14 protein-coding genes are annotated in these 23,050 nt (G+C 40.6%); 12 read left to right on the top strand and 2 right to left on the bottom strand.

All coding sequences use genetic code 11. From position 1 onward, the window contains the following. Window positions 1-26: 26 nt before the first annotated feature. The 12 genes from WKR92_RS05385 to WKR92_RS05330 all read left to right on the top strand — a co-directional run bounded on the left by WKR92_RS05385 (window position 27) and on the right by WKR92_RS05330 (window position 19,791). A complete protein-coding gene (locus WKR92_RS05385) occupies window positions 27-695 on the top strand; it encodes a hypothetical protein (RefSeq protein ID WP_375556793.1) in 669 nt (222 codons plus the stop codon). Further along, complete coding sequence (locus WKR92_RS05380) at window positions 683-1,762, top strand: DUF5007 domain-containing protein (RefSeq protein WP_375556792.1); 1,080 nt, start codon at window positions 683-685, stop codon at window positions 1,760-1,762. Before WKR92_RS05385 ends, WKR92_RS05380 begins: the two co-directional genes overlap by 13 nt. A 33-nt stretch (window positions 1,763-1,795) precedes the next feature. Further along, the gene (locus tag WKR92_RS05375; RefSeq protein WP_375556791.1) at window positions 1,796-4,945 is read left to right on the top strand and encodes a SusC/RagA family TonB-linked outer membrane protein; all 3,150 of its coding nucleotides are present in this window, start codon (window positions 1,796-1,798) and stop codon (window positions 4,943-4,945) included. An 11-nt stretch (window positions 4,946-4,956) separates the two neighbouring features. Beyond that, window positions 4,957-6,444 carry a RagB/SusD family nutrient uptake outer membrane protein gene (locus WKR92_RS05370; protein WP_375556790.1) on the top strand — a complete coding sequence of 496 codons (1,488 nt, stop codon included), beginning with the start codon at window positions 4,957-4,959 and terminating at the stop codon, window positions 6,442-6,444. 21 nt (window positions 6,445-6,465) lie between these two features. Beyond that, complete coding sequence (locus tag WKR92_RS05365; protein ID WP_375556789.1) at window positions 6,466-7,185, top strand: fasciclin domain-containing protein; 720 nt, start codon at window positions 6,466-6,468, stop codon at window positions 7,183-7,185. 28 nt (window positions 7,186-7,213) lie between these two features. Then, window positions 7,214-8,842 carry a DUF5008 domain-containing protein gene (locus tag WKR92_RS05360; protein WP_375556788.1) on the top strand — a complete coding sequence of 543 codons (1,629 nt, stop codon included), beginning with the start codon at window positions 7,214-7,216 and terminating at the stop codon, window positions 8,840-8,842. Between the two features lie 23 nt (window positions 8,843-8,865). Then, window positions 8,866-10,620 carry a LamG-like jellyroll fold domain-containing protein gene (locus tag WKR92_RS05355; RefSeq protein ID WP_375556787.1) on the top strand — a complete coding sequence of 585 codons (1,755 nt, stop codon included), beginning with the start codon at window positions 8,866-8,868 and terminating at the stop codon, window positions 10,618-10,620. A 19-nt stretch (window positions 10,621-10,639) separates the two neighbouring features. Continuing rightward, window positions 10,640-12,616 (top strand): M60 family metallopeptidase, encoded by a 1,977-nt coding sequence (locus tag WKR92_RS05350; RefSeq protein ID WP_375556786.1) that lies wholly within the window; start codon window positions 10,640-10,642, stop codon window positions 12,614-12,616. 16 nt (window positions 12,617-12,632) lie between these two features. Beyond that, window positions 12,633-14,399 carry a LamG-like jellyroll fold domain-containing protein gene (locus tag WKR92_RS05345; RefSeq protein ID WP_375556785.1) on the top strand — a complete coding sequence of 589 codons (1,767 nt, stop codon included), beginning with the start codon at window positions 12,633-12,635 and terminating at the stop codon, window positions 14,397-14,399. Window positions 14,400-14,411: 12 nt separating this feature from the next. Then, window positions 14,412-15,506, top strand: a complete 1,095-nt coding sequence (locus WKR92_RS05340; protein ID WP_375556784.1) for a discoidin domain-containing protein — start codon at window positions 14,412-14,414, stop codon at window positions 15,504-15,506. Between the two features lie 76 nt (window positions 15,507-15,582). Further along, the gene (locus WKR92_RS05335; RefSeq protein ID WP_375556783.1) at window positions 15,583-16,902 is read left to right on the top strand and encodes a DUF3472 domain-containing protein; all 1,320 of its coding nucleotides are present in this window, start codon (window positions 15,583-15,585) and stop codon (window positions 16,900-16,902) included. A 111-nt stretch (window positions 16,903-17,013) separates the two neighbouring features. After that, window positions 17,014-19,791, top strand: a complete 2,778-nt coding sequence (locus WKR92_RS05330) for a TonB-dependent receptor (protein WP_375556782.1) — start codon at window positions 17,014-17,016, stop codon at window positions 19,789-19,791. Window positions 19,792-19,797: 6 nt separating this feature from the next. Here WKR92_RS05330 and WKR92_RS05325 read toward each other — a convergent pair whose 3' ends face one another. Both WKR92_RS05325 and WKR92_RS05320 read right to left on the bottom strand, forming a co-directional pair. Then, window positions 19,798-21,201 (bottom strand): Gfo/Idh/MocA family protein, encoded by a 1,404-nt coding sequence (locus WKR92_RS05325; RefSeq protein ID WP_375556781.1) that lies wholly within the window; start codon window positions 21,199-21,201, stop codon window positions 19,798-19,800. Window positions 21,202-21,308: 107 nt separating this feature from the next. Continuing rightward, on the bottom strand, window positions 21,309-22,832 hold the full coding sequence (locus WKR92_RS05320) for a sulfatase family protein (protein ID WP_375556780.1): 1,524 nt from the start codon (window positions 22,830-22,832) through the stop codon (window positions 21,309-21,311). Window positions 22,833-23,050 lie beyond the last annotated feature (218 nt).

Raw genomic sequence — 23,050 nt, 5'->3', positions numbered from 1 at the left:
TAATACCACTAATAAATCAAATTTAAATGATCAAATTTAATCTTACGTTCTTCTTACTAGTTGGCTTTGCCTCGCTCTTTTTGCTAGTGGGCTGTGAGAAAGGTGATGAATATTATGCGCGATACGAAAATGAAATCCAAGTTTTCGATGGCAGCACATATGATTACTTGGAATCTAGGCCAGGTGTATATGATTCGTTACTTTTAGTGCTGGATCGACTGGTTCCACTTAGAGATACATTGAGACATGAAAATGTAACTCTGTTCGCATTAACCAATAAAAGCTTTGAGTTAGCAATTCAAAATTTGAATAATAAACGTGCGACCAGCAATAACGTGCCACTCTATCTCGAAGATATCGACAGAATTAGCCTCGATTCTATTATGTGTCGGTATATATTCTCGGATTTAATCACTACTGATTCCGTTAGCCATTTAATAGACGGCGTAGTTCTTCCCAGCCTTAAAAATCACTATGAAATGCATATTCAATATGATAAGCTAAATGCATCAGGCTTTGTCGAAGGGGCACAACAGCAGTTGATTTTTACCGATCCTAACGAATCAATCTTCGAGCGGTATTGGCAGAGAACTCCAACTAATTCGGTGAATATTAGAACACGAAACGGTATTATCCATGTACTATCTCCCAGTCATGATTTTGGGTTTAATAAACTCGGACAATGGGAAAATTAAAAAATAATATGAACAATAAATACGTACTTGATTCAATCTCAAAGCTATGTCTTTTCATGACTATTGTTATGCTAATGACTTCATGCGTAGATAAGTTTTTACCGGATGACTTAGATTCATTAGGTGTTGACTCAAGATTTACACAAACGGATTACAGACCTGTTCTTGGACGAAATACACTGATGAATAATAATTTTAATGCGGGTAATGCGTCTCAGCCGTTGACATTTAAGATTATTAACATTCGTAAAATGAACGGAGATCCGGCGAAGGAATTGACGGAAAATTTTCCGGTTCAAGTGTGGAAAAAGCCATATCTGGGCACAGAAAAATCTCTTGAGGAAATAGAAAATAAGCGAACCATAGAGAACCAGCCCCTCTTTGATATACGTGAGCATAATGGAGCATTTGAAATGTGGGCTGCTGCAAACTCGTCTTTCGTAAGAACTGCGCCGGATTCAGGTTATGTGTTTGATGTCGAAGTTTCAAATAGCGGCGGACGACGGTACTTTACAGATATGCGATTGACACCTATGAAAGAAAGACCCTACGAACCATCTAACCTTGATGAAACAACAGGAGGTGCTACACAGCCCTTTGTTAGACCCACGAGCGTTAGTGGCATGCGCGGACATAGGACATCAAACTTTTTGGGTACGAGTAACATTGAGGTATATTTCCGTAAAGTCGTAGATGAAAATGGTAATAACATAGGTGACGGTAATAGTATTAAGTTCCTTTTTAAGGATTCTCTTAACTCTCCGATAGATCCGAATAAGTTCGCCCTCACTGACTGGGATAATCTTATGCACGGTTTCAATATGGAAAAGACTGATGAGTATGTTAAATATCAAGTAGCATACCCAATCCCACTGATTCCTTACGAAACAAAATATACTACAGTAGATGGGACAAGAGCTCACTTGAATTTTAGATACGAGCGACTAGGATTTGGAAATAGAAGAGAAGAAGCTTCCTTGGTATTCGATTTTGCAATTTTTGAAAAAGGGGACTGGGAGGTTATTTTTCGATTTGCTCAAGAGCGTCCAAAGTTTGAAAATGAATAACCAGTACTAGAATTATCGAATTAATTATATAATATGAATAATTTTTATAGATTAACTTGTAGCCTATTATTTTTTTGTTTACTAAATCTCAGTTTATACGGACAAAAAATAATCTCAGGAGAAGTAATTGACCGAGAAGCAAACTTACCCCTGCCTGGGGTATCAGTCCTAACGGGGAGCCCTTCGAAAGGAATTGCTGTGACGAATGCAGACGGATCTTTCACGGTTTCAGTACCAGTGGGAGCGGAGCTGACCTTTAAATTTATCGGGTTTGAAAATACTGTCGAAATCATTGATGATGAGGTCGATCGATTGACGGTGTATATGGATGTTGAATCAAATGTAATGCAGGAGGCTGTTGTAGTCGGCTATCAGCAAAGAACCCGAGAAACGATGACAGGATCGAGTGTTGTCATTTCAGGTAAGGAACTGCAAAACGTTCCGGTTGCTAACGTAATGGAACTTCTGCAAGGGAAAGTAGCCGGTTTAAATATTCAAAATAACGTTGGTTCACCAGGTATGCGTGGTTCTACCGTAATTCGAGGCATATCAAATATTAATGTGACTGGCGCTGGTAATGATGCGTATTTGACGCCTACTGCTCCATTATTTGTTATTGATGGGGTTCCTGTTGATGATAACGTAAATTATCAATATGGATTTGAGCAAGCTGGTCCGGGAATTAGCCCCCTGTCACTTATACCGTCAGAAGATATTGAACAAATAGAGGTGTTAAAAGATGCGCAGGCTACTTCTTTATATGGGTCAAGAGGGGCTTACGGTGTGATCTTGGTAACAACAAAACGTGGGAAATCAAAAATTCCTATTATCCAATATACGTCTAACTTCTTTGTGAGCACGCCCCCCCAACTTCGTGAAGTAATTGGTGGAAAAGAAGAACGGATGCTTCGAATAAACCAAATTCTACAGAATGATACAAGCTATTATAATGCACTTGATTTGGTTAACAAGACGAGCTTTCTGGCGGATAGTTTAAACCCGTATTATAATAACTCTACTAATTGGCAATCGTATTTTTATCGTACTACCTATAACCAGACGCATAATGTTAATATTTCTGGAGGAGATCAACTGTTCAACTATAAAGTGAATACCGGATACTATGATGAAAAGGGTATTATAGAAAATACGGGCTTTACTCGCTATTCACTTAATATGAATATGCAATATCAACCAACTAACCGTTTTAAACTTTTTGCGGCTATTAATTCTGCTGTAGGGAATAACAGCAAGGGTAGTGGAAATAGTTTAAAACAAACTGGCGTTGCAGGCGGGGGAGCAGCGTCATCTCTTTTGCCTTCTCCTTCGCTCTATACCGCTAGTAACGAGTTATTGGGAGCCTTGTCCGTTAAAAATGAAAATAAGACCACCAATATCTCTACAAATCTAGAACTTCAATACGAGCCGATACAGGGTTTACGGGGGACTACTACATTCAGTTATACTTATAATACTGCAACTGAAGATAGTTTTAAGCCATCTGCGTTAAATAATAACTTTTCTGAAGTATATGCGTACAATGACCGGAGAAGCTCTCTTTATAACCGGAATATGATATCGTACGTCAAGTCTTGGCAAGACAAACACACGTTCAGTATCTATGCATTTAACGAATTAAACTTAACCGATTTCAGAGCAGATGTTATTCTGAATAAACGCACACCAAGTGATCAAATTCAAGGACCATTAGGATATGATTGGTTTAACTCACGTGGCGGGACTTTGAACAATTTGACTGATGCCAGATCAGTTGCTTTTGCGGGTTCTGCTTCTTATAACTACGATCTAAAATATGTGGTAGACCTTTCTTATCGTTTCGATGGATCGTCTACGAACGGCCCAGAATCTCCTTATTCCAAGAACCCATCTGTAGCCGTTAGATGGAACTTTTATCGTGAAAACTTCCTCGAAAACGCGGATTGGTTGGACTACGGTTCTATACGTCTAAGTTGGGGTAAGAACATTGTTCCTACGGGATCTATTTACGACGTATATGGGAAATATGTAGGTAACGTTACTAACTACAATAATAATCCTACGGTGGCCTTAGATCTTGGAGCTATTCCCAATACGTCATTGCTTCCTAGCACGACCACTCAGTGGAACGGAGGATTCGATTTAGGGTTTCTTGGTGGGAAGTATAATATCACATTTGACACCTATTATAAACAAGTTGATGCACTATTACGACAGAAGGAGATAGCTAACCACAATGCATTCGGCGGAATCAGCACAAATGAAACAAGTATGGTTAACTATGGTTATGAGCTTTCTTTTACTGTGCGACCATTGAATGCGTCGAGTCCTGTACAATGGACTGTCTCAGCAAATGGAGCGCTGAATAAAGATGTGATGGCGAGTTTACCGGATGGAGTTAGGCAATTGTTATTAGAAGACAATACAGCTACCAATCAGGCAATACTTTATCGACTAGGGATTAATAGCTTGTCAAATGTATTGCTTCATAATAAAGGTGTTTTTGTGACCGATCAAGGCGTTCCAGTTGACCCATTGACTGGATTAAGATACCGTTCGAGTGTGAGTACGGAAGAAGGGAGTTACTATCGTGCGGGTGATCCTTACTTCACTGACCTGAATGGTGATTATATCCTGGACGAAAATGATTACGTAATCGTGGGTAACTCACAGCCAAAGGTGACTGGCGGTATCTCCTCATTCTTACAGTATAAAAACTGGTCAATGAATCTGAATTTCTCATACACTCTTTATCGAGATGTACTAAATAATGCTTTGGCACAGCGTTTCCAAAATTTCGCCAATCCGTTAAATATGGGAGCTCTAGTTCCTGTTGAAGAGATGGACTATTGGAGAAATCCGGGTGACCAAGCCATGTATCCGAATCCTTATGATTATACCCGTTATAATTATTATCAACCGTATAGGTATGATCAAACTCTCTTCCAAGAAGACGGATCTTATTTTAAAATTAATCAGATTACCCTTTCCTATAATCTAGACCGCAACTTTACACAACAATACGGTATTAGTTCGATAAGGTTATATGGTACTGCATACAACGTTTATACGTTTAGCAATTATTCTGGACCAGATCCTGAATTGGTAACCGCACTAGGGCGTGATAGCTCCGGAGGCTATCCTAATAAAAGAAGTTATACACTTGGTTTACAAGTTCAATTTTAGAATCATAAGCTATGAAAAACAAGTATAAAATATTGGTGGTTTTTTGTTTCACTGGACTGACTTTAGTTTTTTCCAGCTGCAAAGATTTTTTAAATGTCACTCCGGTTGATAACCTTTCGGGTAATAATTATTGGAAAACAGTGGAAGACGTTGAAGCTTACACCGCTGGCATCTATAGTCGGTTTAGAGACGCGACTATGACTAATATGTTCTTCCCCGCTACTGGCGATATGAGGGGAGCGCCAGTAAAACCGAACGTGAACGGACGTGAATACATAACTGAGCTCAGACAGAATAATTTGAAAGCATACTTAGCCCGTGATGGTAGCTTCTTTGGTTTTCAAAGACCTACCCAGTGGGATGACTTTTATAATATGGTGCAGTCTGCAAATATCCTTTATGAACAGATGGACCGTTTGGAGCCTGGTGTACTCAGTGAAACTGATCGCGTTAAATATAGAGCAGAGGCTGTATTTCTCCGGAACCTTGCTTACTTTTTTATGGTTAGGCTATATGGGGATGTACCTTACTATACCGATGCTTATAATAGCGAGCCTCTGCCGAGAATGAATCAAATAGAAGTACTCGACAACTGTATTGCTGATTTAATGGCAGTGAAAAATGACCTTCCGTGGACGTTTGACGACCCTTCTATTGTAGCAGTTAGGGCAATGCGGGGGAGTGCAATCGCCTTGCTTATGCATATGAATATGTGGAACGCCGGTTTCGCAGAAGAAAAAACACCCTACTATGAAGCTACTGCCAAGTTGGGAGATGAAATATTGAATAATCCGGGAGCTTATGAGCTTTTACCCTTAGAAGAAACGAAGGAAATCTTTAAGGGGCGAACTAAAGAGGGGCTGTTCGAGATTCTACAGAGCCTGAACTATGGTGAGCGATTTAGTATCGTTGCGCAGTTTTCCGACTATGTTCTCCATTACCCTAATAAAATTACTACGAAATCATATGTGTCTTACGATCCTAAGTTCATGGATGAAATCTATCCGCTTACTGCAATTGACCGGAGGAAGGAAATCTGGTTTGATGAAGATATGTATAACACCGATGGTAGTATGCAATTACTCAAATTTGTAAACATCTTTGCTGAAGAAGGCGAGGACCAAAACCCCGATGACAACCAAGTGGTTTTCCGCTATGCCGATGTCATTCTCTTGCATGCTGAAGCTTTGGCCGAATTAGGGAGAGATGAAGAGGCGCGGACCAGCGTTAATATGATCCGCGAGCGCGCAGGCGCAACTGCATTTACTTCTTCCGGGCAACAGCTGAAAGATAATATATATTGGGAACGGTGTCGAGAATTAATGGGAGAGGGACACTATTTTTATGATTTAGTCAGAACTAAAAAGGCTGTAGATTCTGATTATTCTTTTGCACCAATCGGTGTAGATGCCTTTAATAGAGGGGCCTGGACATGGCCGATAGATGAATCGGCTATGGATAATAATCCGTACATGGTACTTAATAATTACTGGCGATAGCTAACAATAAAAACAAATTAAATGAGATCAAGAAATATCTTTTTAATACTTTTTGTTTCGAGTATAATCGTGACCGCTTGCAATAAACAAGACTATTATTTAGACTCGGGCACCCATAACGGGAAGTATGACGGTACAGTGTATGAATATTTAAATGCGAAACCTGCATACTTTGATACGTTAATGAAAGTAATTGATGTGGCGGGAATGAAAGAGGTGCTAGAAAATGAGGAAATCACTTTTTTTGCTCCCCCTAGTTCATCTATTTATAAATCGGTAAGGAGCTTAAACCAATATCTTAGAAATGACGGTAAAGATACCGTTAGCGAGCTAAGTCAGATAAAGTCTGAAGTATGGCAAGAAATGTTATCGCTTTATATCTTCAAAGGAAAATACATGCTCAAGGATTACGCTCAAGTTGATACGTTAGATCTAGAGGCGTTCGGTGGGCAAGGCTTTACTTCCTATGGAGGCAGGTCGATGAATATTGGGGTAATTTATAATGATGCAGGTGGCGTCAAATATGCGGGCTATCGCCAATTATGGCTTTCATATATATCTGATTTTAGTAAACCAAAAGGCTCTCTTATCAATATTCCAATTGCCTCGTCGAATATAGAACCAACTAATGGCGCAATACACGTACTGCAGTATCGTAATCATGTTTTTGGTTTTACGTCCAGTAATTTTATTCTCTCCGCTACAAGTAAGGGGATAGACCCTGTTGTTAACGAAGAATAGTTTTTAATCCTTAAATCAAAAGAAAGAAATGAAGTTTTTTCATAATAAAGGAGTTTCAGTAATCCTATTAAGTATTCTTTTATCGGCAATTTTTACTGCATGTCAAAATAAGGAAATCATAGGGGAAGATCCATACGCTGGAGGGAAAGAAGCTCTCGGTGTTAGATTTATAGGTGATTACCCGACGCCGGAAAGTGGTCTGCCAGGGTCAAGTGTAACTTTTAGTGTAGAAGGACTTGCCGCATGGGAAGGGAAATTTGATTTTTTCATTAACGATGAACCAGCTGAGGTTATGAGTGTAACTGATAGTACGATTCAAGTAATCGTGCCGGAAGAAGCAAGCTCAGGCGGAGCATCAATTAGCTTGGAAGGGCAAGTATTCTTCGGACCTCGGTTCAATATTGAAGGGAACGTGTCCTTAGATGAAAACTACGAAGTTGTTAATGGTACTAATTCGCCAGTTCAAGACTTAATTGATTTTCAGTCGGGATATGTACTCGTAGGTAGTTTCACAAACTTTGAAAATAAAGCAGGTGCTGGCACTTGGATAAATCGTATAGTCTCTATATCAAGTTTGGGGGCGTACCAAGAGAATATCAATTCCACAAAAGGGGCTAATGGTACTTTACTGTCTATTAATCGCCTGTCAGACGGTAAATATATCGTATCCGGGGCTTTTAATTCTTATAATGATATTGGTGGAATTAATGGTATTACGCGGTTAAATGCTGACTTTTCTATTGACTCGATAAGAAAAGAAATGATTAACCTAACGCCCGATGAGCCTTTAAACGGATGGGATACTGTAGCAACCTTTAATGGTGGAGTGTTTGGTACGGTATTGAAGTCTTTTGTCTCCCAAACACCAGACAAGGGTGAACAAATAACGGTTGTTGGAGATTTTAGACAATATGGTTCTTACTATTACGAACGTGCAACACGTGACTATCAGCCGATGGACATTGTGACGGTGCCCCAGGTCGTTAGAATGGATACGCATGGTAAGATTGATTCTACTTACAATTTTGATAAAGCAGCGGGTAAATTTAATTTGGGAGGTAACGGATTTGTTTTGGATGCTGTTCAGACGGCAGACAATAAGATTGTATTAGTTGGAAGTTTTACCACATTTCATGGTGAATCTGCTAATTACATAGTTATGCTCGATGAAGACGGTCATGTTGACCCGGCGTTTAACGTTGGATCAGGAGCAAATGATGTCGTTTCTTCCATCGAATACGACCCTGTTTCTGACACTTACCTATTGGTGGGAGCTTTTTCCTCTTTCAATGGACAACAGGCAAACAGAATTGTTAGAATCAATGGTGATGGGGCAATAGATCAGAGCTTCGAGGTTTCGGAATTTGAAGGCGGCGAGCCCAATTTCGCCTATCAACTAAAGAGTGGAATGATTATCGTCTCTGGGACTTTTGAAAAATATAATAATATTACAAGACGAGGTTTCCTGATTCTTAATAATGACGGCACTGTCACACAGAAATATAACAATGTCGGGGCCTTTGAAGGAAAGATTCATAAAGTTGTCGAGACTTCATCGACGTTAGGTCATCCTGCTGTGCTGTTAATTGGCTATATAGGGAAATTTAATGACCAAGATGCGGGGAATATTATTCGTGTCGAAATAAAGAACAACTAGCTAATCTTATATAAATAACAACTATGTCGAGAAATATTATTAATTATATGATAAACAGGACTGTTAGGACGACGATCTTCCTCCTTTCCATTGTTGCTATGACATCATGTAATACTGATTTCCCTAATCTATTAAATGAGGAATATCCAGATAATCTGAATAGCGGAGTGCCTGAAAATTCTCAGGTTTTACTCGTGATCGTCGACGGTATCAAAGGAAGTGTATTATTGGATATTGATGATACTGAGATTCCGAATATAAGCGAGATGAGCCGAAATTCAATATATTCATATGGTTCGCTGGCTGATTTCGAACCCGTAGAGATGGGGAATGCATCAGGCTGGACGACACTAATGACAGGTGTAACCAGTAGTAAGCATGCAGTGATTGGAGAAGACTTCACGGGAATTGATTTAAATAGTTTTCCAACAGTTTTGTCAAGGATTAAAGAAACACGGCCTGAATCAAGAACTGCTGCTTTTGGAGCATCGAGTGAATTCATAAGCCATTTAGCCGAAGATGCGGTTGAGAAAGCGCGTTTTGATACAGACGAAAGTGTAAAAGAAGCCACGGTTGCTGAGATCCAAGAACACGACGCAGAACTGATTATAACTCAATTCGGCGGAGTGGAAACAGCGGGTAAAACGTTTGGTTATGATCCAAATGCAATTGAATATGTGCGTGCAATAAGTAATGTCGATGCTCTCATTGCAGAGTTGAAGGATGCGATTATGCAACGCCCAGAGTATTCTCGTGAAAACTGGATGATTATTATTACAAGCGGTAAGGGTGATGAAAATGATGGTACCATTGATCCCGTAGCTTATAATGATGAAAGTAGGAATACATTCACGATGATATATAGTCCTAAGTTTTCGAGTCGTTATATACCAAAACCGGACTCAGATAACATTCCTTATGTAGGTTTTTCTCCAGTTTATTATGGAAGCAATGCCGACAATGTTGTTGCTACGCTTGCAGATGAGGATGCGTATAATATCGGGATGGACGACTACACGATCCAGTTTAACGTAAAAGGCGATGGGAATGCCAGGTCCTGGCCGGTGTTTCTTTCTAAGTCGAATGGAATTAATACTGCTGCTCCGGGATGGCTAATATATATGTCAGGGGTGAATTGGTCAATGAACGTTAGCGGTAATGGAAGTTGGCAGAACTTTGGTTCGGGCGTCAATGTAAATGATGGTGAATGGCATACGATAACGGTCGTTTTTTATAGCGAAGGAAGCTCTCGGAAGCTGAAAATGTTTACAAATGGAGAAAGAAGCGGAGATATAATTGACATTACCGGACGAGGTGCCTTAAATTCAGTTCAACCGTTAAGAATAGGTCGAAATGGCGCCGGTGACGTAGCAAACCCAAATCTACAGATAACTAATCTTCAGATTTATGATGCTGCATTGCCAGACGATGTAGTGGCGAGTACCGCATGTAATACTGCTGTAACGGAAGCACATCCCTATTATACTAATCTAGTTGGATACTGGCCATCTGGCGAGGGCAGCGGCGATGTATTGGAAAATCATGCACCCATTGTAGAGGGTAACAATTTTAAACTATCTGGAGCGTATCGGTGGGAAAGCTTTGTAGATGTTTCACCTAATTTATGTCCTCCGGTCAACGATGCATTCTACCAAGTAGTTCCCAATTCTGTCGATTTAACATTTCAAATTTATACATGGTTGGGTATTAGAATTCCCGAAAGTTGGGGCTTGGACGGAAAAGCTTGGACTCCGAGTTATACCAATATTAGACCATAGACTATAAAAATGTAATAAGATGTTTAGTATAAATATTATGACGAATAAAGAGATTTTGTTGATACTTTTTTCTGTTCTGATTTTGAGTGCCGGTTGTACCAAAGATTATGGGTATGAATTTGAGGATGGAGTAGACTCCGGAGCTGAAACGAGCAACGTAACGGTTGATACTGCGATGAGCACAATCGATCGTAGTTTGTATCATAAAGCACGAATTTTTCCCGGGATGGTTGCCGCGACGGAAACTAGACTTGAAAACCATGAAGTGGAACTCGATTTAAATTACGTGCCGACGGAATACTTACGAGTGAATGTTCCGCCGCGAGGAGTTCATAGTGTAGGTTTATATGCCCCTGCCGGAGAATTAATAAAAGTTGTTGTGCCCCCAGGGGTTGAAGGGTTAACTCTTCAGATTGGAGTTCATACTGATAATCTTACGGGAAAAACATCCTTACGACGAGATCCGGTTATTTATACAGTGAAGGCGCTCTTTCCTGGCGTTAATTATTTGAGAAATTTGTACGGAGGGTTAATTTGGATAAAGAGTAGGCAGCCAATAGAAGCGCCCGTGAATGTCAAATTCACGGGCGCTGTTAAATCACCGGATTTCATTTTAGGTGAATCGCAGGATGGAGAATGGCTAGAGCGATTGCGCGAATCGTCAGTACCTTGGCTTGAATTAAGATCAAAGCACGTAATATATACGATGCAGCGTGAAATTTTATTAAGATTAGTGAGTAAGGGTGTTTTAAAAAGTCCCACCGCAGTATTGGAAGAATGGGACAATATCTACGAAAAAGACTTTTACAATTGGATGGGACTGACCGTCGGTAATCCAGATTATAAACATCGTGCTCCGGATTTGCCCGAGAGAGGTGTGCTCGATATTCAAATTTCAGCGGGATATGGCCACAACGGCTACCCATGGATGGCACAACTAGATGAAGGTTGGTCGTCTGAATGGGTAGATATTAATTCAATAAAAGGAGGAGGATCATGGGGGTCGTATCACGAAGTTGGACATAATTATCAGCAAGGGAATTGGAGCTGGGACGGACTAGGGGAAACCACTAATAACTTATTTATATTTAAGGGAGCACACCGAAACAATTCCTTTCCTACGCACCCAGCCTTGCCGGAACAGTTTCCAATTGCGTTGGCGTTCGCTGCTGAAGATGGCGCAAAAGATTTTGATGCAGAAGACAACCCATTTTTTAAACTTGTTCCTTTTGTTCAACTATTTAATTTGATTTCTAACCCTGCGACAGGTGAGGATGGTTGGGAGTTTATGGCCTACCTTTATACAAAAACGAGAGACGCTCAAAGACTCAGCAACAATATTCAAGATCGGAAAGACTTTTTCTATGAGGCTTTGTGTGATTTTACGCAAAGGGATTATTTTAGATTCATGAGTGCATGGGGGATACCAGTAAGTGCGCAGTCACGCTCAAAAGTGGAAGCTAAAGGGTATCCTGCAATTAAAACTGAGATATGGAAATATAACCCGTTAACGAATGAGGGTGGAGACACGCCGATACCAACAAAATTTGATTATCCGCGCGCCGACTGGGAAGCGATTGGCCTAAGTTCCGAAGAGCCAGCGGAAGGGGCTGCACCACAGGGTAGAATCGCAGCGATGTTTGATGGTAATGTAAATACCCATTGGCATTCACAATGGGCAGGGGCAAATCCTCCTCCCCCACATTATTTCATATTAGATATGAAGGCGGCGTTAGATGTCAAAGGGCTCTATTTCCATCAACGATTTACTAATCAAACTCGCGCTCAGGAAGTTGAAATAGAGATAAGTGAAGACAATGTATCATGGACAGATTTAGGGAACTTCCCTCTCTTAAATAATAATAGTCGCCAGGAAATTGTATTCGACCAACTGAAGGAATTTAGATACATAAGGATAACTTTCAATAAGTACAATTATAATGGCGGAGTTCATGCTGCAATGGCTGAATTCGGAGCTTTTTATGATGAAGACTAACAATTAAAATTTAGCAATGAAAATATTCAAAATGAAGCGTGATAATTTTAGAAACTATGTCTCTTTTATGTGTTTGGCTATGGTCACCTTAGGAACAGTTTCTTCATGTACAATGTATGAGAATCCATCCCCAGTCTTTGAGGAGTATGAAACTAACACGAATAGCGAAATACAAAGAAAAGTATTAGTTGTAAGCATTGATGGTGTAGTTGGGAGTGAGATAGAACAGGCAGTGCCGCAGACAATCTCTAAACTGATAGAAAACGGAAAATATACTTGGAGCGGAATTAGTGAAGCCAAAACCAATGATGCTTCAACGTGGACGAGTATGGTGACTGGAGTGAGTGTTGATAAGCACCTTGTCGAAGATGAGACTTTTAGGGCCCTTCCTGATCCAAACGATCCTCACTCATTGCCTGATTTCTATCCATCCTTGTTTTATCGTTTGCTAGAAGCACGACCCGAGTATAACACAGTAGCTATTTCACCATGGAGTAACTTAGTGAATACGTTGTTGATTGAAGCTGAAAGTCGTATAATTCCCGAAAATGATGTCGCAGTGAAAGACTCCGCAGTATTCCAGCTTGTTAATAAGGATCCGGAAGTGATGTTTGTTAATTTCCGAAGTGTTTTGGAAGCGGGAGTGGCCGATGGTTTTTCAATAGAAAATCCGTCGTATTTAGAAGCTATTAATGTAGTCGACGGTTACTTAGCGGAAATTTTTGAAGCATTAGAGAACCGTGAGGCCTACGAAAAAGAGGAATGGCTGGTAGTCGTTACATCAAATCACGGTGGAACAGGTAATAGTTATGGGGAAGGCTCTTTGCGTGAGAGGAACACATTTTCAGTATATCACCATAAAAACTTTGAGTCGACCGAACTTATTCCGACGTTCATTGAAGCGCCAGACTTTTACCAAACTGGTACAAATAGTTATACAGCGCCAGTCTATGAAGCAGCTAACGCAAATGACTATGATTTTGACGGCACGAGTATGACTGTTGAATTCAGGTTGAAAAGAAATGCGAAATACCCATGGGTTGGTGAGCCAATGATTTTTGGCAAAACAGGCCGGACAAGTTTTCAAACGAAAGGGAAAGGTTGGGGCGTAGCTACTCAATCGAATCATTTGACTTTCTACGCGCAGTTAGAAGACGGAACGGATATTGAATTTCCATTCCAAGGTGACATCGATGATTTTCAATGGCATCATTTTGTTTTAACTTTTGAGGTCAAAGAAAATGTCTTCACACTGAAATTGTATAATGATGGCCGTTTAACAAAAGAGTCATCGTATGATGTAGAAAATGCAAATGCCGCTAAGATACAATCGACAGCACCGTTCTTCGTCGGAGTACGCAATTCTCATAATGCAGGTGTTCTTTCTCGCGATGATCTTAACTTCGGGGAAATCCGGATCTATGATAAAGCATTGACAGCTGATGAAGTTATGGAGAGTGCTTGTCTACCTTTCTTGGATGAAGAGAGTACCAATTATAATCATCTAGTGGGATATTGGAGGCTAAACACGAAAGTTGGTGATCGATTTGAAAATACAATTGAGAGTAAATCAGCCTTGGTCGCTACGTCGTCTTTGCCATTATATTCGAGTATGAGCAGCTTGGTAACGCCGTGTAATGTTGACGATGACCAAAATGTTATTGTTGGGAATGTTGATCTTTTATCCCAAATATTCTATTGGCTCCGAATTGAGACGAAGCCAGACTGGGCCTTAGACGGTAGTGTTTTTTTGGACCAATACGAGATTGAATTTGTAAATTAATGTACTAAAAATATGCGAAATTTTTTATTATTTATTTTATTAGGATTGTTCGCAACGGCGTGCATAGAAGATAAGCTTATACTGCCGGAGGCAGTTGATGTCGAAGACAAGGGGGATGGGACTGATCGTCCACCCGTTAAACCCGATTACATACAAGTTATAAGTGATTATGATGGTGTAATTAGATTGCACTGGCCTGAAATAGATTCAGAACGGATTAAGGCTATCTCTATCTCGTATATGAAGGACGGTGAAGATCAGCAATTAGAAGTGACGGACTTTTCAGATGATTTAATCTTGGATGATTTAGAGATTGGACAGGAGTACGAATTTATTTTCACTGCTATCGGTATCGATGGCCAAGTTTCAAAAGACTATAAGATCACGGCAAGCCCGAAACCTCTGGCGGTCAATGTGGTTTATGAATCACTATCTGTAAATCCTTTTAGTTTCGGAGACATAGCGGTCAGGTGGTTTAATAGCACTGGACATGAGGTGTCGATTAATGTTCGGTTAGCAGAAGATTCTTATAATTCAGAATTGAGTGATACTACATCTGGACTCTTTTTTATTGAAGATATTGAACGAGCTGAGTATATGTTAGAGGTGGCTGTAACCGATGATGCAGGGAATCAGTCGCCCAGAAAGATCTATCCGGTAAAAGTGGTTTCCGAATTATTAGCCGTGACTGACGGATGGATTGCTACAGCAAATAGCGAACACCATCCGGGAGAAAATACAGGATTAGCGTCAGCGTTGATCGACGGAGACTTAAATACTATATGGCATACTAGATGGGACGCCGGTGCACCTAGTTATCCTCACTGGGCTCAATTTGACATGATAAGCAGCTCACTAGTCAGTAAAATATCGATGGCTGCACGTCAGAACAATACGATGGGGATGACAAAATTTAGAATAGAAGGTAGTATGGACGGTATCAAATGGTTTACAATAATTGACGATCAAAGCTTTGATCCCGAAAACAAAGAATACCAAGAGTACACCTTTGAGCCTGTGGACGCTAGATACCTTAAACTCGTTGCTATCGAAGGGAAAGCGTTTTATACGCATCTTGCCGAATTCAGAGTCTATATTTACGAATAATACCGGAAATATGCCTTAAATTAGCGATGCTTTGAAAACAATATAAAGTAAACGAAAATTATTATTATAGGTTTATATGCTTAATAATCACTGGAAATTCATTTGCTCGATCACTGTTGGCGTTTTATTCGCATTATTGAGTGAATCCGTATTCGCCCAACGAAATCTAACCGCTCAGAGTCAGACTATACCGATTGGTGGCAACACGTGGCAAACTGTGGAAAACCAATCGAACTCAAGAGTTATAACAAACGAAGGCATCCGGAGATGGGATGATGCTGACGCGACATTCAAGACATTCTTTCGTGTCGGAAAAACGGGCTCATTGGAGCTATGGCTAAATGCATCTTCTCCGTCTGGTGCAGCTGTTCTAGATGTGAAAATCGGTGGCGAATCAAAAAAGATTGTATTAAAAGGACAGGAGTTTGTTGATACGTACGTTGGCGAATGGAACCTTGTAGATACGGGCTATGTGGAGGTGGAACTTAGAGGTGTTTCGAAAGAAGGAAAATATTTTCCTTCTATTGCTAGTTATAAGATTGCTGGCACGGCGATTGACAAGCGCACCCAATTTGTAAAAAACAACGAGGGTAACTTTTTCTACTGGGGTCGTAGGGGACCTTCCGTTCATATGCGATACCCCATGCCGGAAGAAATAGAAGCTAAATGGTATTATAATGAAATTACCGTTCCTGAGGGAGATGATGTAGTCGGATCCTATTACATGGCAAATGGGTTCAATGGAGGTTATTTCGGGATACAAGTGAATTCGGAAACGGAAAGAAGAATACTGTTTTCGGTTTGGAGTCCGTTCGTTACCGATAACCCAGACGAGATACCGGAGGATCAAAAGATCAAACTATTGAAGAAGGGTAAAGGCGTCAATACTGGCGAATTCGGCAATGAAGGTTCTGGTGGACAAAGCTTTTTGCGTTACAATTGGAAGGCGGGAAATACCTATAAATTTCTTCTCAAAGGCGAGCCCGTTGGTAACAATCATACTGAGTACAGCGCTTGGTTCTTTGCTCCGGAAGAAGGTGAATGGCGGCTGATAGCTAGCTTTAGTCGGCCGAAAACAAACTCGTGGTTGACGGGCTTTCATTCATTCTTAGAAAACTTTGCGCCACAGCAAGGTATATTTGAGCGCAACGTGTTGTTTTCCAATCAATGGGTTGGTGATAAGAATAACAACTGGACGGAACTGACTGAAGGGGTCTTTTCTGCTGACAACACAGCGCGTACAGGATATCGAATTGATTATGCTGGTGGCGAAAAAGATGGTTCTTTCTATTTAAGAAACTGTGGTTTTTTTGATGATTACACGTCCATCGGTACTTCATTCACTAGGCCCCCTACACAAGAAAAGCCTGAGGTCGACTTGAATAATCTTCCTTAGAGAACCGTAATCCACTTAGGCGTTAGATTTGATTGTAATAAAATGGTTACGATTAAACCTAACGCTTTGGTTTTTCTCTAAAGGATAGATACATAACATTTTACCTAAACTATGATTAAAGGTCTATTCCTTGCACCATTTCTCGTGTTTATCGCGTTGATGGCTTCGGCTCAGTCTTCTGTGTCAGGCGTTGTTAGAGATAGCTTGACTAACGACCCACTTATGGGGGCAAGGGTCGAGCTTCGTTCGGCCGCTGATTCTTTAATGAAGTCAGCCAGTTCTGAAGAGAAAGGTAATTTTCACTTCGTAAATATTCCTAATGGTTCTTATACCCTAAAAATATATTTTGTAGGCTTTAAACCCTATCAAAAGAAATTCGTTCTGAATGCCGAAAATACCTCAGAAGCATTTAATGTACTGCTTCCTTTAGATATGACTATCTTAAGTGCAGTAGATATTAACGCAGAACCGCCGATGGTCGTGCTAAAAGGTGATACGACCGAATTTAACGCTGGGGCTTTTACTACAGAACCGTATGCTGATGCCGATGCATTGATCGGTCAGCTACCTGGAGCAGAGATCGACGGTGAAGGTAAGCTCACATTTCAAGGTGAGGAGGTTCAGCGAATCATGGTCGACGGTAAAGAGTTCTTTAGTACCGATCCGCGAATCGCGATGAAAACAATACCGGCAGATATTATTAGTAAATTACAGGTTATCGACGAACAAAGTGATCAGGCTAAATTTACCGGTTTTGATGACGGCGAAAGGAAAAAGGTAATCAATATTGTAACAAAACCGGATAGACGGCATGGATATTTCGGTAAAATTGCTGGTGGTTACGGTAATTCGGAAAGATATAATACGGGTGGTAGCTATAATATATTTAACGGTGAGCGAAGGATATCGTTTAATGCCGTTTCAAATAACGTAAACCAACGTGATTTTTCCATGGAGAACCTCGCTGGTGGTGAGACCTTAGATGGCAGGGGTAGATCTCGTGGCAGGGGCAGGAATAATGCTGGGGCCGGCTTAAGAAATACCAACAATATTGCCATGAATTATAATAATGAATGGGGTGATAAAGTAGATTTAAACGCAAATTATTCATTTAACAAAACGGATAGCTATACCGAGAGCTTGATTAATCGTGAGTATTTAATCGGGAATAAGAGTAATCAGCTGAATGTGCAACAGCTAAATACATCTGGAAAAAACTTGAGTCACCGAGCGAATATTCGATTTGAATATGAGGTTGATAGCAACAACTCGATCTCTTTTAGACCAAGTATTCAATATCAAAAAAGTGGGATGTTTTTAAGCTCGACCAATAATACAATGCTGTCTACAGAAGAGCCCGTTAATGCATCGGTCCGTGACAATCAGAACGACCATAAAAACTTCAATATATCTGGTGATTTCAGCTATCGACGTCGCCTAAATGATAAGGGAAGAACTGTGTCACTAAGTGTTAACGGGTCCTTAAATAGTAACAAGGGGCTCGCTTATAATTTATCAATGAATGAATTCTATCAAGATTACTTGTTAAATAGAATTGATACTGTCAACAATGAGAACAACACTCACGCAAACGGTAATGGGTTAACTGGCAGATTGGCCTATACAGAACCTATCAGCGAGAACAGCAGACTTCAAATCAATTACAGTATCCGAAATACGAATAATTACTCGAACCGGGAGACATTCGAGTTTTTAGCAGAAACAGGGCAGTTTGTTGAGCTCAATGAGCAGCTGTCCAATGAATTCAGAAATGACTATGTTTACCATAGCGGAGGCCTCGGTTACCAGTATAATGTGGAGGATTTTCGGTTCGATTTGGGCTTAGACATGCAGCGAGCACGGTTGCAAAACCATCAATTTTTCCCAGACGAGGAACTCAATTCGAGTAGCTTTAATAGTTACCTGCCGAACGCTAGTCTCACTTATCGTTTTTCCAAGAGTAAAGATATTCGTGTTAATTACAATACAGCGACCAATGCACCCAACATTAATCAGCTACAAAATGTCATAAATAATCAAAACTCGTTGAATGTGAGAGTGGGGAACCCCGATCTAAAGCAGGAGTATGGCCATCGCTTCTCCTTGCGTTACAAAACAGTGAACCGGGAAACAAGCGCGAATTTTGCTGCGAATATAGATGCTGAATTCTCGAATAATCACATTGTAAACTCGACTTTCATTGCTGAACAGGATACGCTTATTAGTCCAGACTTGCTATTAGGGAAAGGCGGGCGATTTACAAAACCTGAGAACGTAGACGGATATTATCGGTTAAGGGGGAATGCTAATATCGGTATCCCGATAGAGAAGCTAAAAATTAACCTTAGTATGAATACCGGTGTGTTTCATACTAGAGATATTGGTCTGCTCAATAATGAAATTTCCTATGCAAATTCATCAGGCATTAATCAACGTATATCAGTTAATAGCAAAATTAGTCAGAAAATTATCTTTAGCTTTTCGTACGGAGGTAACTACAGTGTTGTTCGTAATAATATGAATCCCGATTTGAGTTATAACTTCTATAATCAGAACCTAAGAAATGATTTTACATTCATCTTTTTGAAAGGGATGCGTATATCGTCAACCTTCAATTACAATTACAATACTGGTTTAACAAGCGATGACTCTCAACGCTTCATTTTGTGGAACGCTTCCATAGGTAAGAAACTTTTTGCGCGACAGCAGGGAGAGATTGCCATCTCTGCTTATGATATCCTCAATACCAACACCAATATTTCAAGAAATATCAGCGAGCAATTCATTGAGGATCGTGAGAGTATTATGTTAAACCAGTATTTTATATTAAGTTTTACGTACAACGTCCGAAAGTTCGGGGGCAATTCGAACCGCCCCCGTCGGATGTAAAGTAGTTTACACTGTCACACCGGTTGTGCCTCCACCTTCCAAGGTCAAGTTAACTGGTGTGTTGGTTTTCCATGAGCCTGCAGTAAAATCAGGGACATCGATTGAATCCGACCTATTGGCAACTGACCATTCACTTAATGGACCGATAACACTCCATAAGGCGGCGTCATATACATCTTGGTCTAGAGGTAGTCCATTACGTAGACAATCAATCAATCGCCAATCCATCATAAAATCCATACCACCGTGTCCGCCAATTTTTTTCGCCATCTCACCAACTTTCTTTACGATTTCAGGGGTGTAAGTAGTTTCTAGCTTTTCAAATTCTTCTTTACTAAGCCATTGATGTCCTTTTGCCACTCGTGCAGGACTGGGGTATTTCCTCGCAAAAGCTTTCGTGCCACTTACTAGATGGATTCGTGAGTACGGGCGAGGTGAAGTAACGTCATGTTGAATCATGATTGTTCGTCCTTTAGCGGTACGAATACTGGTTGTATTCATATTGCCACGGTAATCTTTTCCAACAAACTCATTGTAAAAATCGTCTTTTGCAGCTAACTCTTTTGCTTTATCGGCCATGTGAAAATCATTCGATGCCATAGAGGTCAGATAATCCATTTTGTCGCCACGATTTATATCCATAATCTGACAAACAGGTCCAAGACCATGTGTCGGATAAAGATTTCCGTCACGATAGTTTTCCTTCAAACGCCACATGTTTTGGTAACCATTCTTTGAGAAATTTAAGTCGAGCAAGTCATGGATATATGCACCTTCAGCATGGATAATCTCTCCAAAATAACCTTGTCTAGCCATATTCAATGTCATCAACTCAAAGAAGTCATAGCAGCAATTCTCAAGCATCATGCAGTGCTTTTTCGTTTTTTCCGAAGTTTCTACAAGCTGCCAGCACTCTTCTACCGTAACTGCAGCTGGAACTTCGACAGCCACATGTTTTCCCGCTTCCATCGCATATACGGCCATCGGAGCATGGAGGTGCCACGGTGTACAAATGTAAATTAGATCGATATCATCTCGATCGCATAAGGCTTTCCACGCATCCTCCGACCCTGAATAAGAAGCTGGATTATGACGGCTGGATTTAAGATTTTTCTTAACTGAATCAACCCGCTCAGGAATTAAATCACTCAGGCCTTTAATCTCTACACCATCTATATGGCTAATTCGGTTAACTGCACCAGGACCCCGCATACCTAGTCCGATGATCCCAACTCTTACGGTTTCTATTTTCGGTGCAGCATAACCGCTCATATTGAAACGTTGCTTATGTGACCCACCGTAGGGTTTGGAGCTAGCGCCCAAGGTTGCACAGCCTGCTAAACTACTGCCCATCAAGCCTAAGCCAGTAAGGCCCGTTAGCTTTAGAAAGTCTCTTCTTTTTGTACTCATAATAGAATTATCGTTATGATGAAATTAGGTTTCAGCTACAATAATAAGAGAGATGGAAGCTAAAACCAAATGTTTAAGCAACGCAAACGATTGTCCGTTTTCATTTATTAAGGTGAGGTAGTTTGGGAAAGTATCTGCTTCAATTCTGCTACTTTTTCAGAATGTTGTTTTGCAACGTTATTTTGCTCGCTTAGGTCTTCTTTTAAATTATATAGTTGATCCTCTTTTGAATTTCCAGTTTCTATATTGGTCAGCTTCGCTACAGCGACACCCGGATTGGGAGTGATATATTTCCAACGGCCTTTGGTAACGCTTAGCGCACCTCCTTGCTTAATCAAGATATCTCTCCCTTGCTTAGATTGGCCGAGGAACGCAGATAACGTGTTTTGGCTGTCTTGTCCCTGTTCTTCAGAGAGTGGTTGCTTGATCAAATGGGCGAAAGATCGTAGGAAATCTACCTGACAAACCAAGGCATCAGAGATTGAGGCTTCGATGTTTCCGGGCCAGGAAATAATAAAAGGTACCCGACTTCCGCCTTCAAAAGCACTGTATTTTCCGCCACGCAAAGGACCAGCGGGTCGGTGCTTGCCGTTCATCTCGACAGCATAATCAACATAGCCATCGTTGAGTACGGGACCATTGTCACTTGTGAATATAATGATAGTATTTTTTTCTATTCCCAACGCTTTAAGCTGTTTCGTAATTTCTCCGACAGCCCAGTCGATCTGTAAGATAGCATCTCCACGATATCCTAATTTGCTTTTACCTTTAAAAATAGTTGAAGGCATACGCGGAACATGAGGCTCTGTTAGTGCATAATAAAGGAAAAAAGGTTTATTTTTATTTTTTTGGATAAAGTCTTTTGCTTTTACTAGAAATGTTATCGGCACCTCCTCATCCGTCCATCTAGCTTTTTGACCACCGGTCATATAACCGATACGGCCAATTCCATTGACGATCGTATTATTATGGCCATGGTTTGGAGAAGCACGCATCTTAAGCAGTTCTGGATTGGATATACCCGTAGGGTCGTTGCCGATTGCTTCCTTGTAGTTAACCCCTATCAGGTCATCCGCTTCAAGACCTAACACCAGTCCGTTCTCCATGAAAACTGTCGGGACACGATCTGCGGTCGCGGGAAATATAAAAGAATAGTCAAAACCAACTTCGTTCGGTCCGGGTGTTATCGGTTTGTTCCAATCTTTTTCTAATGTTTTCCCCAACCCTAGATGCCATTTGCCGACAATGCCGGTTGCGTATCCTGCTTTTTGAAACAGCGAAGGAACTGTGGTTTTGTCAGTGGGGATAATCAATGCTGCGTCGCCGGGCAAAATCTTTGTATCTCTACGCCAGGGATATTCGCCTGTTAACAAGGCGTATCTCGATGGAGTACAAGTAGCTGATGTGGCGTGGCCATTGGTAAACCGAATGCCGTTCTCCGCTAAGGCGTCAATATGCGGTGTTTTGATCTCGGTTGCACCATAAGCACTTAGGTCTCCGTAACCTAGGTCGTCCGTGTTGATGATGATAACATTCGGCTTTTCGATCGTCTGTGCATCCGTATCTAAAAATGGAACGGACGAAAGTAAGATAAGGATTACGCTGATACGGTGTTTCAGAATTATTTTCATTTGGTATGATGATGTATAGTTAAATTTAAAGATACAATAATCTCAAATGATTTTGCTCCTCTAGAGAGAGTCTATCAAATATAATGAGAGGTTAATGCTATCATATTAAGCCTATACTCTAATCTATCTGTAGTCAATCTTTGGTCAAACCGTCCTCAAGCAGTCCTTTTACCACTGTTTGAGGACTGTTTTACCACTGTTTTACCACTGTTTAACCA

Source organism: Albibacterium profundi, assembly GCF_042159835.1.
Classification (GTDB): Bacteria; Bacteroidota; Bacteroidia; order Sphingobacteriales; family Sphingobacteriaceae; genus Albibacterium; species Albibacterium profundi.
This window is presented reverse-complemented; position numbering and strand designations above follow the sequence as displayed.

What these genes read in the sequence shown, in the direction of transcription:
- WKR92_RS05385 (WP_375556793.1), top strand. Translation starts at nt 27, where the DNA reads ATGATCAAATTTAATCTTACGTTCTTCTTACTAGTTGGCTTTGCCTCG.
- WKR92_RS05380 (WP_375556792.1), top strand. Translation starts at nt 683, where the DNA reads ATGGGAAAATTAAAAAATAATATGAACAATAAATACGTACTTGATTCA.
- WKR92_RS05375 (WP_375556791.1), top strand. Translation starts at nt 1,796, where the DNA reads ATGAATAATTTTTATAGATTAACTTGTAGCCTATTATTTTTTTGTTTA.
- WKR92_RS05370 (WP_375556790.1), top strand. Translation starts at nt 4,957, where the DNA reads ATGAAAAACAAGTATAAAATATTGGTGGTTTTTTGTTTCACTGGACTG.
- WKR92_RS05365 (WP_375556789.1), top strand. Translation starts at nt 6,466, where the DNA reads ATGAGATCAAGAAATATCTTTTTAATACTTTTTGTTTCGAGTATAATC.
- WKR92_RS05360 (WP_375556788.1), top strand. Translation starts at nt 7,214, where the DNA reads ATGAAGTTTTTTCATAATAAAGGAGTTTCAGTAATCCTATTAAGTATT.
- WKR92_RS05355 (WP_375556787.1), top strand. Translation starts at nt 8,866, where the DNA reads ATGTCGAGAAATATTATTAATTATATGATAAACAGGACTGTTAGGACG.
- WKR92_RS05350 (WP_375556786.1), top strand. Translation starts at nt 10,640, where the DNA reads ATGTTTAGTATAAATATTATGACGAATAAAGAGATTTTGTTGATACTT.
- WKR92_RS05345 (WP_375556785.1), top strand. Translation starts at nt 12,633, where the DNA reads ATGAAAATATTCAAAATGAAGCGTGATAATTTTAGAAACTATGTCTCT.
- WKR92_RS05340 (WP_375556784.1), top strand. Translation starts at nt 14,412, where the DNA reads ATGCGAAATTTTTTATTATTTATTTTATTAGGATTGTTCGCAACGGCG.
- WKR92_RS05335 (WP_375556783.1), top strand. Translation starts at nt 15,583, where the DNA reads ATGCTTAATAATCACTGGAAATTCATTTGCTCGATCACTGTTGGCGTT.
- WKR92_RS05330 (WP_375556782.1), top strand. Translation starts at nt 17,014, where the DNA reads ATGATTAAAGGTCTATTCCTTGCACCATTTCTCGTGTTTATCGCGTTG.
- WKR92_RS05325 (WP_375556781.1), bottom strand. Translation starts at nt 21,201, where the DNA reads ATGAGTACAAAAAGAAGAGACTTTCTAAAGCTAACGGGCCTTACTGGC.
- WKR92_RS05320 (WP_375556780.1), bottom strand. Translation starts at nt 22,832, where the DNA reads ATGAAAATAATTCTGAAACACCGTATCAGCGTAATCCTTATCTTACTT.